This is a genomic window from Streptomyces sp. NPDC003038 (assembly GCF_040611115.1).
Lineage (GTDB): Bacteria > Actinomycetota > Actinomycetes > Streptomycetales > Streptomycetaceae > Streptomyces.
Genome location: NZ_JBEXNN010000011.1, coordinates 61,682 through 75,639, shown reverse-complemented (window position 1 = coordinate 75,639; position 13,958 = coordinate 61,682). Strand labels below are relative to the sequence as shown.

The 13,958-nt window shown below is 72.7% G+C and carries 11 protein-coding genes; 1 reads left to right on the top strand and 10 read right to left on the bottom strand.

Annotated elements, in window-relative coordinates; all coding sequences use genetic code 11:
* Nucleotides 1-44: 44 nt before the first annotated feature.
* Nucleotides 45-902, bottom strand: a complete 858-nt coding sequence (locus ABZX75_RS16395; protein ID WP_355410862.1) for a trans-aconitate 2-methyltransferase — start codon at nt 900-902, stop codon at nt 45-47.
* 160 nt (nt 903-1,062) lie between these two features.
* On the opposite strand from ABZX75_RS16395, the gene ABZX75_RS16390 reads away from it, so the two are divergent.
* Nucleotides 1,063-1,560, top strand: a complete 498-nt coding sequence (locus ABZX75_RS16390; RefSeq protein ID WP_355410861.1) for a MarR family transcriptional regulator — start codon at nt 1,063-1,065, stop codon at nt 1,558-1,560.
* On the opposite strand, the gene ABZX75_RS16385 is transcribed toward ABZX75_RS16390, so the two are convergent.
* The 9 genes from ABZX75_RS16385 to ABZX75_RS16345 all read right to left on the bottom strand — a co-directional run bounded on the left by ABZX75_RS16385 (nt 1,519) and on the right by ABZX75_RS16345 (nt 13,474).
* Nucleotides 1,519-2,283, bottom strand: a complete 765-nt coding sequence (locus ABZX75_RS16385) for a response regulator transcription factor (protein WP_355410860.1) — start codon at nt 2,281-2,283, stop codon at nt 1,519-1,521. The two genes, ABZX75_RS16390 and ABZX75_RS16385, sit on opposite strands and share 42 nt — an antisense overlap.
* A 523-nt stretch (nt 2,284-2,806) precedes the next feature.
* Nucleotides 2,807-3,754 carry a UDP-glucose 4-epimerase GalE gene (gene galE / locus ABZX75_RS16380; RefSeq protein ID WP_355411037.1) on the bottom strand — a complete coding sequence of 316 codons (948 nt, stop codon included), beginning with the start codon at nt 3,752-3,754 and terminating at the stop codon, nt 2,807-2,809.
* A gap of 126 nt (nt 3,755-3,880) precedes the next feature.
* Complete coding sequence (locus tag ABZX75_RS16375) at nt 3,881-4,570, bottom strand: LuxR C-terminal-related transcriptional regulator (RefSeq protein ID WP_355411035.1); 690 nt, start codon at nt 4,568-4,570, stop codon at nt 3,881-3,883.
* Between the two features lie 129 nt (nt 4,571-4,699).
* Complete coding sequence (locus tag ABZX75_RS16370) at nt 4,700-6,409, bottom strand: PQQ-binding-like beta-propeller repeat protein (RefSeq protein WP_355410859.1); 1,710 nt, start codon at nt 6,407-6,409, stop codon at nt 4,700-4,702.
* 40 nt (nt 6,410-6,449) lie between these two features.
* The gene (locus tag ABZX75_RS16365) at nt 6,450-8,090 is read right to left on the bottom strand and encodes a PQQ-binding-like beta-propeller repeat protein (protein ID WP_355410858.1); all 1,641 of its coding nucleotides are present in this window, start codon (nt 8,088-8,090) and stop codon (nt 6,450-6,452) included.
* 153 nt (nt 8,091-8,243) lie between these two features.
* Nucleotides 8,244-10,058, bottom strand: a complete 1,815-nt coding sequence (locus tag ABZX75_RS16360) for an ABC-F family ATP-binding cassette domain-containing protein (RefSeq protein ID WP_355410857.1) — start codon at nt 10,056-10,058, stop codon at nt 8,244-8,246.
* A gap of 158 nt (nt 10,059-10,216) precedes the next feature.
* Nucleotides 10,217-11,143, bottom strand: coding sequence for a 4-(cytidine 5'-diphospho)-2-C-methyl-D-erythritol kinase (locus ABZX75_RS16355; RefSeq protein ID WP_355410856.1), 927 nt, complete (start codon nt 11,141-11,143; stop codon nt 10,217-10,219).
* Between the two features lie 29 nt (nt 11,144-11,172).
* Entirely contained in the window at nt 11,173-12,084 is a 912-nt protein-coding gene (rsmA, locus tag ABZX75_RS16350; protein ID WP_355410855.1) for a 16S rRNA (adenine(1518)-N(6)/adenine(1519)-N(6))-dimethyltransferase RsmA, read from the bottom strand.
* 130 nt (nt 12,085-12,214) lie between these two features.
* Nucleotides 12,215-13,474: a ubiquitin-like domain-containing protein gene (locus ABZX75_RS16345; protein WP_355411033.1), complete on the bottom strand. Its 1,260-nt coding sequence runs from the start codon at nt 13,472-13,474 to the stop codon at nt 12,215-12,217.
* Nucleotides 13,475-13,958 lie beyond the last annotated feature (484 nt).

Sequence of the window (13,958 nt, the reverse complement as noted above, 5' to 3'; positions counted from 1 at the left end):
GAGCCGGTTGCCGGGCGGGACGCGCTCGACGGCGGTCGGCATGGTCAGGCCTCCTTGCGTGCCACGGCGAAGATGCGGCGGAAGGGGAAGGCGGTGCCCCGCGGCCCGGGCGGGTAGACCGCGCGCAGTCGGTCGCGGTATTCGGCGATGAAGGCGTCGACGGCGTCCTTGTCGTCGCCGAGGGTGGTGAGGATGGGCCGCAGGGCGGTTCCCTTGACCCATTCCAGCACCGGGTCGGGGCCTTGGAGCAACTGGTGGTAGGTCGTCTCCCACACGTCCGCGGCGCAGCCGAGTTCGGTGAACCGGGCGAGGTATTCGGCGGGTTCGAGCAGATGGATGTAGCGGGCTCCCTGCCCGGCGAGGCGGGACCGCCAACGCGGCGTGTCGCAGAGCTCGGCGATCAGGGCGTGGCTGGGGGCGTTGAAATTGCCGGGAATCTGGAAGGCGAAGGTGCCGCCGGGGCGCAGGCTGTTCGTCCAGGCGGCGAAGGAGCCCGGGTGGCTGGGCACCCACTGGAGGGCGGCGTTGGAGACGATCAGGTCGTAGGGCTCCTCGGGGAGCCAGCCGGCGAGGTCCGCCTGGCGGAATTCGAGGCTGCCGCCGCCGCTGGTGGGTCCGGCGTGGTCCGAGGTGGCGCGGTCGAGCATGTCCGGGGAGAGGTCGAAGCCGGTGATCCGGGCTTCGGGCCAGCGTTCGGCCAGGAGCGCGGTGACATTGCCGGGGCCGCAGCCGAGGTCGGCGATGCGGGCGGGGCTGGTGGGGAGTTCGGGTATGCGGGTCAGAAGGTCCAGGAAGGGCCGCGTGCGGTGGCCGGCGTGCCGGAGGTACTGCTGCGGGTCCCAGACGGGTGCGGAGGGTGCGGTGGCCGTGGGGATTCCGGCCTGCGCGGTATCGGAATACATGTTCGAGCCTCCCTACTGGCGGGGCGGGCGGAAGCGGAAGCTGTTCCGGCCCGTCCATGCCCCAGGTTCGCCGCGTTTATATCTCTATTCCAAGATACTTGAAATCAAGAAACTTGAGCTCAAGAGACTTCATGTCGACAGACCCCTTACAATGATCGGCATGGAGGACGAGGTCGACCGACTGGTCGCGGCATGGCGGCGGGAGCGCCCTGACCTCGACGTGGAACCGCTCGAGGTACTGAGCCGCGTCAGCAGGCTCGCGCGCCACCTCGACCGCGCCCGCAGGCTGGCCTTCTCCGAGCACGGCCTGGAGCCGTGGGAGTTCGACGTCCTGACCTCGCTCCGCCGGGCCGGAGCGCCCTACCAGCTCTCCCCCGGTCAGTTGCTGACCCAGACCCTCGTCACCTCCGGCACCATGACCAACCGCATCGACCGGCTCGCCAAGAAGGGCCTCGTCGAGCGGCTGCCGGACCCCAGCGACCGGCGCGGGGTCCTGGTGCGGCTGACCCCCGAGGGGCGTGACCGAGCCGACCAGGCCCTCGCCGGACTGCTGGCCCAGGAACGGGCGATCCTGGCCCAGCTCTCGCGGAACCAGCGCGGCGATCTGGCCGCACTGCTACGCCAGTTGACCGCTCCGTTCGACAACGTCCCCGGCTAGCTCCGCCGGTCTTACGCCGGCCCGGCGCGCCAGCGCCACCGCCGCCAGCGTGGAGTGCACACCGAGCTTGCCCAGCACGTTCTGCATGTGCGTGCGGACGGTGTGCGGGGACAGGAACAGCCTCGACGCCACGTCCTTGCGGCCCAGCCCCGCCACCATGCAGCACAGCACCTCGTGCTCGCGCGGGGTGAGCGACTCGACCAGCCTTTCACTGTCCGTACGGTGCTTGCGCGCCGCGGTCAACTCCCGGAGCACGCCGGTGAGCAGCGCGGGCGGCAGGTGCGTCTCCTCGCGCAGGACACCTCGGATGACGGCCAGCAGCCGCGACAGCGAGCAGTCCTTCGCCACCCAGCCCGAGGCTCCCGCCTGGAGCGCGAGGGCGGCCCGGCGGGGGTCGTCGCGCCCGGCGAGGACCACCGTACGGACCTCGGGCTGGGACGTCCGCACCCCGGCGACCAGCGCGATGCCGTCCGAGCCGGGCGGTGGGCCCGACCCCGACTCCCGCTGGACGGGCACGGTCCCGGCGACGGTGCCGAGATCGGCGTCGACGAGCAGGACGTCGAAGCGGCGGCCCTCGGCCGCCGCGCGTTCGAGGCAGCGCAGCGCGGCGGGGCCGCTGCCGGCCGCGGACACGTCCACGTCCGGCTCGGCCGCGAGCGCGGCCGCGAGAGATTCGGCGAAGATGCGGTGATCATCGACCACGAGAACCCGGATACGAACCACAAAACCCCCAAGGGTCGGGGAACGGACGGCTGCGGGTACGGCGCCCGGACCGGGTGATCCACAGCTGCCGCGGCCGCCGCCGTGACATCTCTGCACTACCCCGGACCGGACGTCGTACCCGACTTGTCTCGACCCCTGAATCAACACCGGCCCCCACCGGTGTCACGCATCAGCGTAGGCCCGGGGGCGGGTCGCGGTTGGCCGAATAGCAGAAGTTTTCCCAGCGATTTTCCGATGGGGCCGTCCTGAACGGCCTTTATGGTGGCTTGAATTCGACTGCCCCGAAGGTCCGGACGGCGGTGTAGCGCCCGGGGTGTGCCGCGGGCAGTTGCACGGGGTCCATTTCACCCGGCGTGTGCACGCCGGGCGCCCGCGCACGGCGCCCGGCCACGGCGCCCGGCGTTGACGCACACGCCCCCCGCACCAGGGGTCCCCGGGGGCACCTCCCAGCGGTAGCTGGGGGCGGATGGCGGGGAGGTGCGGAGGGCGAGGGGAAAACGGTAGGCCGGGCCTGCCGGACGGTTCAGGCGGTGCGCCCGCGCGCGAAGTTCCACGCGTCCGTGATGATGCCGGTGAGGTCCGAGCGGCTCGGGGTCCAGCCGAGGCGTTCGTGGGCCGTCCGCGCCGAGGCGACCAGGACCGCCGGGTCGCCGGCCCGGCGCGGGGCGACGACCTCGGGGATCTCCCGGCCGGTGACCTTGCGGACGGTCTCGATGACCTCGCGGACCGAGAAGCCGCTGCCGTTGCCCAGGTTGCAGATCAGGTGCTCCCCGGCGGCGGCCACCCGCAGCGCGGCCAGATGCGCCTCCGCCAGGTCGGCGACGTGGATGTAGTCGCGCACGCAGGTGCCGTCCGGCGTCGGGTAGTCCTCGCCGAAGACCGAGATGGACTCCCGCTCGCCGAGGGCGACCTGGAGGACCAGCGGGATCAGGTGGGACTCGGGGTCGTGCCGTTCCCCGAACCGGCCGTACGCGCCCGCCACGTTGAAGTAGCGCAGCGAGACCGCGGCCAGGCCGTGCGCCGCGCACATCCCGGCGATCATGTGGTCCACGGCCAGCTTCGAGGCGCCGTACGGGTTGGTCGGCGCCGTCACCGAGGCTTCGGTCAGAAGCCCTTCGGTGGGTTCGCCGTAGGTGGCGGCGGTGGAGGAGAACACCAGGGTGCGCACGTCCGCCTCACGCATCGCGCTCAGCAGGGCGAGGGTGCCGCCGACGTTGTTGTCCCAGTACTTGCCCGGGTTCGCGACGGACTCGCCGACCTGTGAGGAGGCCGCGAAGTGCAGCACCCCGTCGAAGGAGGGGTCCAGGTGTTCGGCGGCGTCCTGGATCCGGCCCTCGATGAAGGCGGCGCCCGCCGGGACGCCGGCGCGGAAGCCCGTGCTGAGGTCGTCGAGGACGGTGACCTCGTGGCCGGCCTCCAGGAGGTGGGCGGCGACCACGCCGCCGACGTATCCGGCACCACCGGTGACCATGTACTTACGAATCGGCGTTCTACTCACTCGCCTACTGCCTCTCGCGGGGAACCGCACGCAGGATGCCTGCACACGCTGCTCACTGGCATACCCGATTCCGCGCCCGCGGGGAAATCCGGGTCCCGTTCAGCCCCCGGCGGCGGGCGCCGGCACCGGCGTCGCGCGGTCCAGCAGGCCGGTACGGGCGGCCAGCGCGGCCGCCTCCAGCCGGGAGCCGACGCCCAGCTTCATCAGGACCCGCTGCACGTGCGTACGGGCCGTGCTCGGCGCGATCGCCATGCCCGCGGCGATGAGCCGGGTGTCCTCGCCCTCGGCGACCCGGACCAGTACCTCCACCTCGCGCGGGGTGAGCAGGCGCAGCAGCCGGCTGCCTTCGTCGTCGGGCTGGACCGCGGGGTTGAGGAGCTCGGCGAAGGCCCCCTGCAACAGCTGCGGGGAGATCGCCACTTCGCCTGCCCTCGCCTTGGCCAGGGCCCGCTCGACGCCTTCGACCCGCTCGTCCTGGCGTACGTACCCCGAGGCGCCGGCGGCGAAGGCGGCGGCGATCCCGCGCGGGCTGGGCACCGGGCCGAGGACGACGACGGCGATCTGCGGCCGCTCCCGCTTGATCCGGACCACGGGTTCGAAGACCCCGGGCTCGGCGGGGGCCGAGGTGCCCAGCAGGCAGACCTCGGGGGCGCGGCTGATGACCAGTTCGGCGGCTCCCGCGGCCGGGGCGGCCGCGGCGAGCACCCGGTGACCGCGCAGTTTCAGGGCCGAGGCGAGCGCCTCGGCCAGCAGCCGGTGCTCGTCGACCACGACGACCCGTACGCCCATGAAGGCAGCCACCCCCGTTCCTTCTGACCCGGCAAGCTACACGCTTGTTCGACGGTGCGCGGCGGATACCGCGCAGAAGCCCCCGGAAGGAAGGACCTTCCGGGGGCTCGCGACGGGCATGGTGAGGCGTCAGCTCGTGGTGAACGAGACGAAGAGGTACTCGGGGTCGTCACCCACCGAGGACGTCTTGCGGGCGTACACGCGGGAGATGAAGAGCTTGCCGTTGTGGTAGCGGTACTCGGCGCCGGTGGGCGTGGTGCGCGTCTCCGCGCGTTGGCTGGTCTTGTCCCCCGGGTTCTCCATGAGGAGGGTCTCCTTCATGGTCGTGCCGTCGATGCTGACGATCTGGCCGCCCTTGTCGTACGGGGGGTTCTTGTAGGCGATGATGTTCGACCCGTCCATGCGCAGCGGGAAGATGGTGTACCGCTCGCCCGCGGGGGCGCTCTCGTTGGTCTGCTTGCCGGTCTCCAGGTCGAAGGAGAGCAGCTCGTTGGTGCGGGCTCCGCTGCTGTCCTTGCCCTGGTGCTCGTAGGACGGCAGGTAGACCTTGCCGTTGCCGACCACCATGAACACGCACTTCTCGACGTCGTTGGCGGGGCAGTCGGGGCCGAAGTTGCCCGAGGAGAGCGAGATGCGCGACTTGAGCTGGCCGGCGTCGTCGATGACGAACAGGTCGCTGACGTTGGTGGCGTTCTTGGCGGTCCTGCCGACGTTGGCCGCGACGACCAGGGGCTTGGTGGAGATGATGCCGGCGTACTCGATGCCCGGGGAGAGCTTGTACGAGGCCTTGGGCGCGCCGGTGGCCGGGTCGAGGGACTGCGCGTGCAGGGTCTGGTTGGGGCTGCGGCCGCACCTGCGGATGACGGCGAGGGCCTCGCCGCCGGCATAGCCGACGTCGTAGCAGCCTTCGCCGTCGACCTTGGGCTGCCACAGGGACTTGCCGTCGGTCAGGTTCCAGGCGGCGCCGCCGGAGAGGCCGCCCGCGGCTACGGTCTGGCCGCTGACGGTGACCTCGGCGAAGGTCACGTTCTTGTCGCCGCCGGTGGCGGACTTGGCGGCAGCGGACCAGAGGAGCTTGCCGGTCTCCAGGTCGATGACGCCGACGTGGGTGCAGGGCTGGTACTTCTTCTCCGGGGTCGGCAGGGCTTCCTGGAAGAGGATGGCCGACTTGTTCTCGCTGACGTGCTTGGTCGCGCCGCAGATCTGGGCGGGGAGCGGGATCTCCCACTTCTTGCCGCCGTCGACGAGGTTGTAGCCGACGACCTTGGCCACATCGGACTTGATGTAGGTGGAGTCGGTGATCCAGGAGCCCTCGACGATCACCTGCTCCTCGGGCTGCGGCAGGGGGACGTTGACCAGCGTCTTCGACTTGGTCTTGGCCGGCACCTTCTCGGTACCGCCCGCGCCGGCCTGGCCTTTGTCGCCGCCCGGGTTGGTGGCGGGGCCGCCGTCCGCGGTGTTCTGGGTGCCGCCGCCGCTGTCGCCCGAGACGTACCAGAAGCCGCTCCCGATGATGAGGACGATGGCCAGCAGGGCCGCGCCGACGATCATCAGCTGGGTGCGCTTGTCGTTGTTGCCGCCGCCCGGGGCCGCCGGGGCCTGGGGTGCGTACATGGGCGCGGTGGGCGGGCCGAACGGCGGCGGGCCGGCGGCCTGCTGCGGGTATCCGTAACCGCCCGGGGGCTGCTGCGGGGGCGCCGGAGGTACGGACGGCGGCTGCGGCGGCTGGTCGGGCGGCGGGGGCGCGCCGAAGCCGCCGGAAGGCTGCCGGCCCGGGGGCGGCGGCGGGGCTCCGAAGCCGCCGGAGGGCGGCTGGCTGGGGGGCGGCGGGGTACTCATCGGTTGCTGTGCCTCTCGGTGGGCGGCTCGGTGGACTCGTTCACTTGCCGAAGACCATCAGGAGCTTCTCGTCCTTGCCCTTGGCGAGCAGGCGGGAAGCGGAGATGAAGAACCGGCCGTCCACGTAGTCGGCCTTCGGGGAGTGGAAGGAGCTCTCGACCGGAGCGGCGGGGCCCGACGGGTGTCGCAGGACCGCGGTCGGAGTGCCTCCGGCGGCCGGGATCGTGAGGATCTCGCCGCCCTTGTCGTACTCCGCCTCGCGGTAGGCGACCAGCTGGCCGTTGGCGGCCTTGAGCGGGGTGAGGGTGCGCTTGTCCCCGGCCGGGGTGCGCCACTTGACCTTGCCGGTGGCCAGGTCGAAGGCGACGATCTCGTTGCCGGTGCCCGCCGACGGGGAGGTGGGCAGGTAGAGGATGCCGGCGTCGACGGCGGCGTCGGCGCAGCCCTGCAGGGAGCGGTTGCCCAGACCGCAGCCGCTCGCGAAGCTGCCTTCGCCGGAGACGGTGGTGCGCAGCTTCCCGTCGGGTCCGAGGACCACGATGGAGCGCTCCTTCTTCGTCTGGTCGCCGATGTCGAGGACGATCGGGTCGACCGAGTAGATCTGGGTGACCTTCCAGCCCTTGGGGAGCGGGTAGGACCAGGTCTTCTTGCCGGTGACCGGGTCGGCGTCCTGGATCTCCTGGGTGGAGTCGGCGTCGTGGCAGGTGGCGATGGCGATCATCTTGCCCTGGCCCGCGGCGTACGAGGACGGCTTGCAGCCCTCGGGGACGGCGCCGGTGAAGAGCTTGTCGCCGGTGCTGACCTTGAAGGCGCTGCTGGAGATGAAGCGGTTGATGGCGACGGTGTCCCCGGTGATGGTGGGGTTGGCCTCGCTCATGAGGTCGAAGGCCCCCTCCTTGGGGATCTCCTTCGTCCAGCCCTCCTTGCCCGCCTTGAGGTCGACCATCTTCATCTGGCTGCAGGTGGCGGTCTCCGACTCACCCTCCTTGAAGGTGATCACGGTTTTGCCGTCCTCGGTGGTCTGGTCGGTCACCCCGCAGATCTCGGTGGGGAAGTCGATCTTCCACTTCTCCTTGCCGTCGGCCACCGCGTAGCCGATGACGGACTTCCAGACGGTCTTGACGACCGTGTCGCCGACCACCCACTGGCCCTTGGTCTCGACACCGGCGCCAGGACCGTCGATCTTGCTGGTCTTGAGCCAGAGGACCTTGTCCTCACCCTGCTTGCGGCCGGAGTTGAGGTCGGCTTCCTCGCCGCCGTCGCCGCTGCCGTCGCCCTTGTCGACGGAAGGGGAGCCCGAGGGCTTGCCGTCGGCGGGCGTGGAGCCCTGTGCGACGGGCTGCTTCGGGTCCTCGTCGTCACCCTTGAAGAAGCCGACGTAGGCGACGGTGCCGAGGACGAGAACGGCGGCGACCGAGGCCGCGATCAGCACGGTCAGCTTCTTCTTGGGGTTCGTGCCGGGGGCGGCCGGCGGCATCCCGGGCGGGCCGGGAGGCGGCGGCGGGTAGCCGTAGCCGGGCTGCTGCTGGGGCTGCGGGGGCTGCTGGCCGTACGGGGTCTGCTGGGCGTACGGGTTGGCGCCCTGCGGCGGGTAACCGTAACCGGGTTGCGGTGGGCCGGGCAGGTGGCCGTAACCGGAAGGTGTCGGCGGCTGGTTCGGCGGCTGGGGCGGCTCGGTCATCAGCGACACTTTCGGCTTCAGGGGGCGTGGAGGATGACCTTTCTATCACTGCCGGCCGACACGCACCGGGCCGGTCCACCCCCTGTTCCCAGAGGAGGACCGGCCCGTGATGCCGCCGTTATCCGGCCAGTTGACCCGCGGGGCGCCGGATTCCTACGCGTCCTCGGCCAGCTCCAGCCAGCGCATCTCCAAGTCGTCGCGCTCGGTCAGGAGTTCCCGCAGCTCGGTGTCGAGCTTGGCCACCTTGTCGTAGTCGGTGGAGTTCGCGGCGATCTGCGCGTGCAGGTTGCTCTCGCGGTCGGAGAGCTTGTTCAGCTGCCGCTCGATCTTCTGGAGCTCCTTCTTCGCGGCACGGTCGTCCTTGGACGACACGGCTCCGGGCGCACCCGACTTCGCCGCGGCGGCCGGAGCGGCGGCCGGGACGGCCGCCTCGATCATCCGCTGCCGGCGCTCCAGGTACTCGTCCAGGCCGCGCGGCAGCATCCGCAGGCTCGCGTCGCCGAGCAGCGCCATCACCGTGTCGGTGGTGCGCTCGATGAAGAACCGGTCGTGCGAGATCACGATCAACGAGCCCGGCCAGCCGTCGAGGAGGTCCTCCAGCTGCGTCAGGGTCTCGATGTCGAGGTCGTTGGTGGGCTCGTCGAGGAAGAGGACGTTGGGCTCGTCCATCAGCAGCCGCAGGATCTGCAGCCGGCGGCGCTCGCCACCGGAGAGGTCGCCGACCGGCGTCCACTGCTTCTCCTTGGTGAAGCCGAACTGCTCGCACAGCTGGCCCGCCGTCATCTCGCGGCCCTGGCCGAGGTCGACGCGGTCGCGGACCCGCTGGACGGCCTCCAGGACCCGCAGGGACGGGTCGAGTTCGCCGACCTCCTGGGAGAGGTAGGCGAGCTTGACGGTCCTGCCGACGCTGATCTTGCCGGCGGCGGGCTGGGTCTCGCCCTGGGTGCGGGCCGCCGAGGCGAGGGCCCGCAGCAGGGAGGTCTTGCCGGCGCCGTTGACGCCGACGAGGCCGATCCGGTCGCCGGGGCCGAGGTGCCAGGTGAGGTGCTTGAGGAGGGTCTTGGACCCGGCCTGGACGGTGACGTCCTCCAGCTCGAAGACGGTCTTGCCGAGGCGGGCGTTGGCAAAGCGCATGAGCTCCGAGCGGTCGCGCGGCGGCGGCACGTCGGCGATCAGCTCGTTGGCGGCCTCGATGCGGTAGCGCGGCTTGGAGGTCCGGGCGGGGGCGCCGCGGCGCAGCCAGGCCAGCTCCTTGCGCATGAGGTTCTGCCGCTTGGACTCCTCGGTCGCGGCGATCCGCTCGCGCTCGGCGCGGGCGAAGACGTAGTCGCTGTAGCCGCCCTCGTACTCGTGCACGTCACCGCGCTGCACGTCCCACATGCGGGTGCAGACCTGGTCGAGGAACCAGCGGTCGTGGGTGACGCAGACGAGCGCGGAGCGACGCTCCTGGAGGTGCTTGGCCAGCCAGGCGATGCCCTCGACGTCGAGGTGGTTGGTGGGCTCGTCGAGGATCAGGAGGTCCTGGTCGGCGATGAGCAGCTTGGCGAGCGCGATCCGGCGGCGCTCACCGCCGGAGAGCGGGCCGATGACGGTGTCGAGGCCCTGGCCGAAGCCCGGCAGGTCGAGGCCGCCGAAGAGTCCGGTCAGCACGTCGCGGATCTTGGCGTTGCCGGCCCACTCGTGGTCGGCCATGTCCCGGATGATCTCGTGGCGGACGGTGGCCTCGGGGTCGAGGGAGTCGTGCTGGGTGAGGACACCCATGCGCAGGCCGCCCGATTGGGTGACCCGGCCGGTGTCCGGCTCCTCCAGCTTGGCCAGCATCCGGATGAGGGTGGTCTTTCCGTCGCCGTTGCGGCCGACGACGCCGATCCGGTCCCCCTCGGACACGCCGAGGGAGATGCCGTCGAGCAGGGTACGTGTGCCGTACACCTTGCTGACTGCCTCGACATTGACCAGATTGACGGCCATCAGACGCGCTCCAGGGAAGGGATGGGGATCAGCCCCTCAGCCTAACCCTCCGGGCCGGGCCGGATCGCTCCGCCGGGAACCACTCGCCCGCCGTGGCCGGGGAAAAGGGAGGCGCGGGGGTCCGGGTACGGAGCCCCCGGGCGGCGGCGGGGGGAGGGTCAGGACGGCAGGACCGTGGCTCCGGGGGCCGGGGACGACGCCACGCGGGTGGCCCGGCAGGTGCCCGAGGCGTCGAGCGCGGCAGCGACCTCGGCGGCGGATTGCGGGTCGCGGACCAGGAAGGCCGTCGTGGGTCCCGAGCCGGAGACGAGCGCGCCCAGGGCGCCGGCCGCGGTACCCGCCGCGAGGGTGTCCGCCAGGCGCGGGCGCAGCGACAGCGCGGCCGGCTGGAGGTCGTTGGCCAGGGTGGCGGCCAGTGCCCGCGGGTCGCCGGAGGCGAGGGCCGCGAGGAGGGCCGGGGAGGCCTCGGGCTCCGGGATCCGCGTACCGGCGCAGAGGCGGTCGAACTCGCGGAACACCGCCGGGGTGGACAGGCCTCCGTCGGCCACCGCGAACACCCAGTGGAAGGCGCCGGCGTCCACGGCGGTGAGCACCTCACCGCGGCCGGTGCCGAGGGCCGCCCCGCCGACGAGGCTGAACGGGACGTCGCTGCCGAGCACGGCGCACATGTCGAGCAGTTCCGCGCGCGGGGTGTTCAGACCCCACAGGGCGTCGCAGGCCAGCAGGGCCGCCGCGCCGTCCGCGCTGCCGCCCGCCATGCCGCCCGCGACCGGGATGTTCTTCGCGATGTGGAGGTGGACCGCGGGCTCGATGCCGGCCCGGACCGCCAGGATCTCGGCGGCGCGCGCCGCGAGGTTGGTGCGGTCCAGCGGGACGTGCTCCGCGTCCGGGCCCGAGCACGTCACGGTCAGCCCGTCGGCCGGGGTGACGGTCACCTCGTCGAAGAGGGACACGGCCAGGAAGACGTTGGCCAGGTCGTGGAAGCCGTCGGGCCGGGCCGCGCCCACCGCGAGCCGGACGTTGACCTTCGCGGGGACCCGTACGGTCACACCCGTCACACCCGTCACACCCGTCACGCTCGCCATGCCCGTCACGCTCGTCGTACCGGTCGGGTTCACAGCGCGGGCCTCGGCGCCGCCGGCTTGTGCTCGGCGATCGCGGCGAACTCCTCCACCGTGAGCGACTCACCGCGCGCCTGCGGCGAGACGCCCGCGGCGACCAGCGCCGCCTCGGCGCCCGCCGCCGAGCCGGCCCAGCCGGCCAGCGCGGCGCGCAGGGTCTTGCGCCGCTGCGCGAACGCCGCGTCCACGACCGCGAAGACCTCCGCCTTGGAGGCGGTCGTCCGGACCGGCTGCGCGCGCCGCACCAGCGAGACGAGACCGGAGTCGACGTTCGGGGCGGGCCAGAAGACCTTGCGGCCGATGGACCCGGCCCGCTTGACGTCCGCGTACCAGTTGGCCTTGACCGAGGGGACTCCGTACACCTTGTTGCCGGGCTTGGCGGCGAGCCGGTCGGCGACCTCCGCCTGCACCATCACCAGCGTCCGCTCGATGCTCGGGAAGCGGTCCAGCATGGTCAGCAGGACCGGCACGGCCACGTTGTACGGCAGGTTCGCGACGAGCGCGGTCGGCGGCGGACCGGGCAGTTCCGTCACCAGCATCGCGTCGGAGTGGACCAGCGCGAAGCGGTCCTTCCGCTCCGGCATCCGGGCCTCGATGGTCGCGGGCAGCGCCGCCGCCAGGACGTCGTCGATCTCCACGGCGGTCACCCGGTCCGCGGCCTCCAGCAGCGCGAGCGTCAGCGAGCCCAGGCCCGGCCCGACCTCGACGACCACGTCGTCGGGGCGCACCTCGGCAGTGCGCACGATCCGGCGCACCGTGTTGGCGTCGATGACGAAGTTCTGGCCCTTCTGCTTCGTCGGGCGTACGCCGAGGACTGCCGCCAGCTCCCGGATGTCGGCCGGGCCGAGGAGGGCGTCGGGGGTGGCGGAGGAGGGGGTTTCGGGCTGCTGCTCTGCGGTGCTCACCGGTAAAGCGTCTCAGATCGGCTGAGTGATCCCGAGCCGGACCGGGCGTCTGGTTCGAGGAGCGCCTGAACCCGGCGAGGCGCACACGAACCGATCGCTACGCGTAGCCGGGGAACGCATACCCGGGGAACTACGTGAGCCTTCGGCCGCAGTGCGGCCACGGGCTCGCCCCCCGCTGCATGTAGAGCTTCTTCGCCCGGTACGTCTGCTCCGCGGCGGACGCGTCCTGCGGGCGCCCGCTCCCTCCGAGCCCCTGCCAGGTGCGGACGTCGAACTGGTACAGCCCGCCGTACGTCCCCGAGGGGTCGGTGGCCGAGGGCCGCCCGCCGGATTCGCACTGGGCCAGTGCGCCCCAGTTGAGGCCGTCCGCTCCCGCGACGGACGTCGGCAGCGGTTTCGTGCCGACCTTGACGAGCTGGGTGACCGGCTCGCGGACGACCTCCTCGGCGATGCGGCGGGGCTTCTGCCGGACGCCGTTGACGGTGCGCAGGCTGTACGTGACCCTGCGCGCCCCGGGCCGGCCCGCGCGCTCCACGACTTCGGTGCCGGCGAACAGGCCGTCGTCCTCGACCCGCTCGGTCGCGTACGGGATGCGCTCCTCGCGGACCTCGCGGGTGCCGGTGATGCGCAGCACGGTGACGGTCTGGCCGTCGCGCGGGAAGGAGCCGGGCGGCACGGAGGTGGTGTCCTGGCCGCGCAGGCTGATGCCGGCCTGGTCGAGGGCCTCCTGGACGGTGGCGGCGTTGGTGCGGATGGTGCGTTCGCTGCCGTCGGCCATGAAGGTGACGCTGCGCTCGGTGCGGACGCCGAGGGTCAGGCCGGAACGGGGGACGGGGGCGGTGCGGGGGGCGGAGAGGTAGGCGCCCTCGGCCCGGATGCCGAACTGGCGCAGGGCTCCTTCGACGGTGCGGGCGGTGGTCCACACCCGGCGCTGCTGCCCGTCGACGGTGAGGAGCAGGGGGCGGCCGTAGCGGACGACGATCTCCTCGCCGTCGTCGAGGGGCTCGCCTCGGGCGGGGACGACGAGGTCGTGGGGTCCGATGCCGACGCCTTCGGCGACGAGCAGCTCGTCCACCCCGTCGGCGAAGGTGTGGAGGGTTCTGGGCACGCCGTCCACGGTGAGCCGTACCGACTTGTCGGCGGCGACGAACGCGGTCGTGCCCCCGGCGAGGAAGGCGACGACCAGGGCCTGCGGGACGATCCGCCGCCAGGTCCCGGCGGCGGCGGGGGCGGGCAGGGCGCCGCCGGGCGCGGCCCCGGCATGCCGCCGTCTGCCCGGTCCGGGGGACGGCAGCGCGACTTCGGGGTCGTCGGCCGCCGGTACGCCGCCGCGGCGCCGCCCGGGCCCGGCGGGAGCCAGGAGCGTCCCGGGGTCCGCGGGCTCGGCCACCGCCCTGCGACGCCGCCCCGAGCCCGCTGCGGCGGGCGCCGGCCGTACACCCGGCTCGTCGGCCTGCGGTCCCCCACCACGGCGACGGCCCGGTCCGCTCCCGTCCGCCGCGGGCTCTGCTTCGGGCGGGGCGAAGTGGTCCGGCCACCGCGCGCTCAGGGGCCAGGTCTCGGCCGCCGCGCCCCGGCGACGGCCCGAGCCGCCGGCGGGCGGGGCGCCCGCGTCCGGCGGGGCGAAGGGCGGGGCGAAGAGCGCGGGACCGTGGTCCTCGGCCGCCGCGCCCCCGCGATGGCTGCCTGGCGGGTCGGGGAAGGGCGCCGTCTCCGGCGCCCCGGCCCGGCGGCGGCCTGCGGCCGGCCCGGTGTGAGCGGGGACCTCGGTCGGCTGTCCGGCGCCCCGGCGGTGGCCGGAGCCGGGAGCCGCGTCCGGGGCCTTGCGGCGACGCCCCGCCCGCCGGTCCCCGCCGCGCGGGCCCGGGACCCCC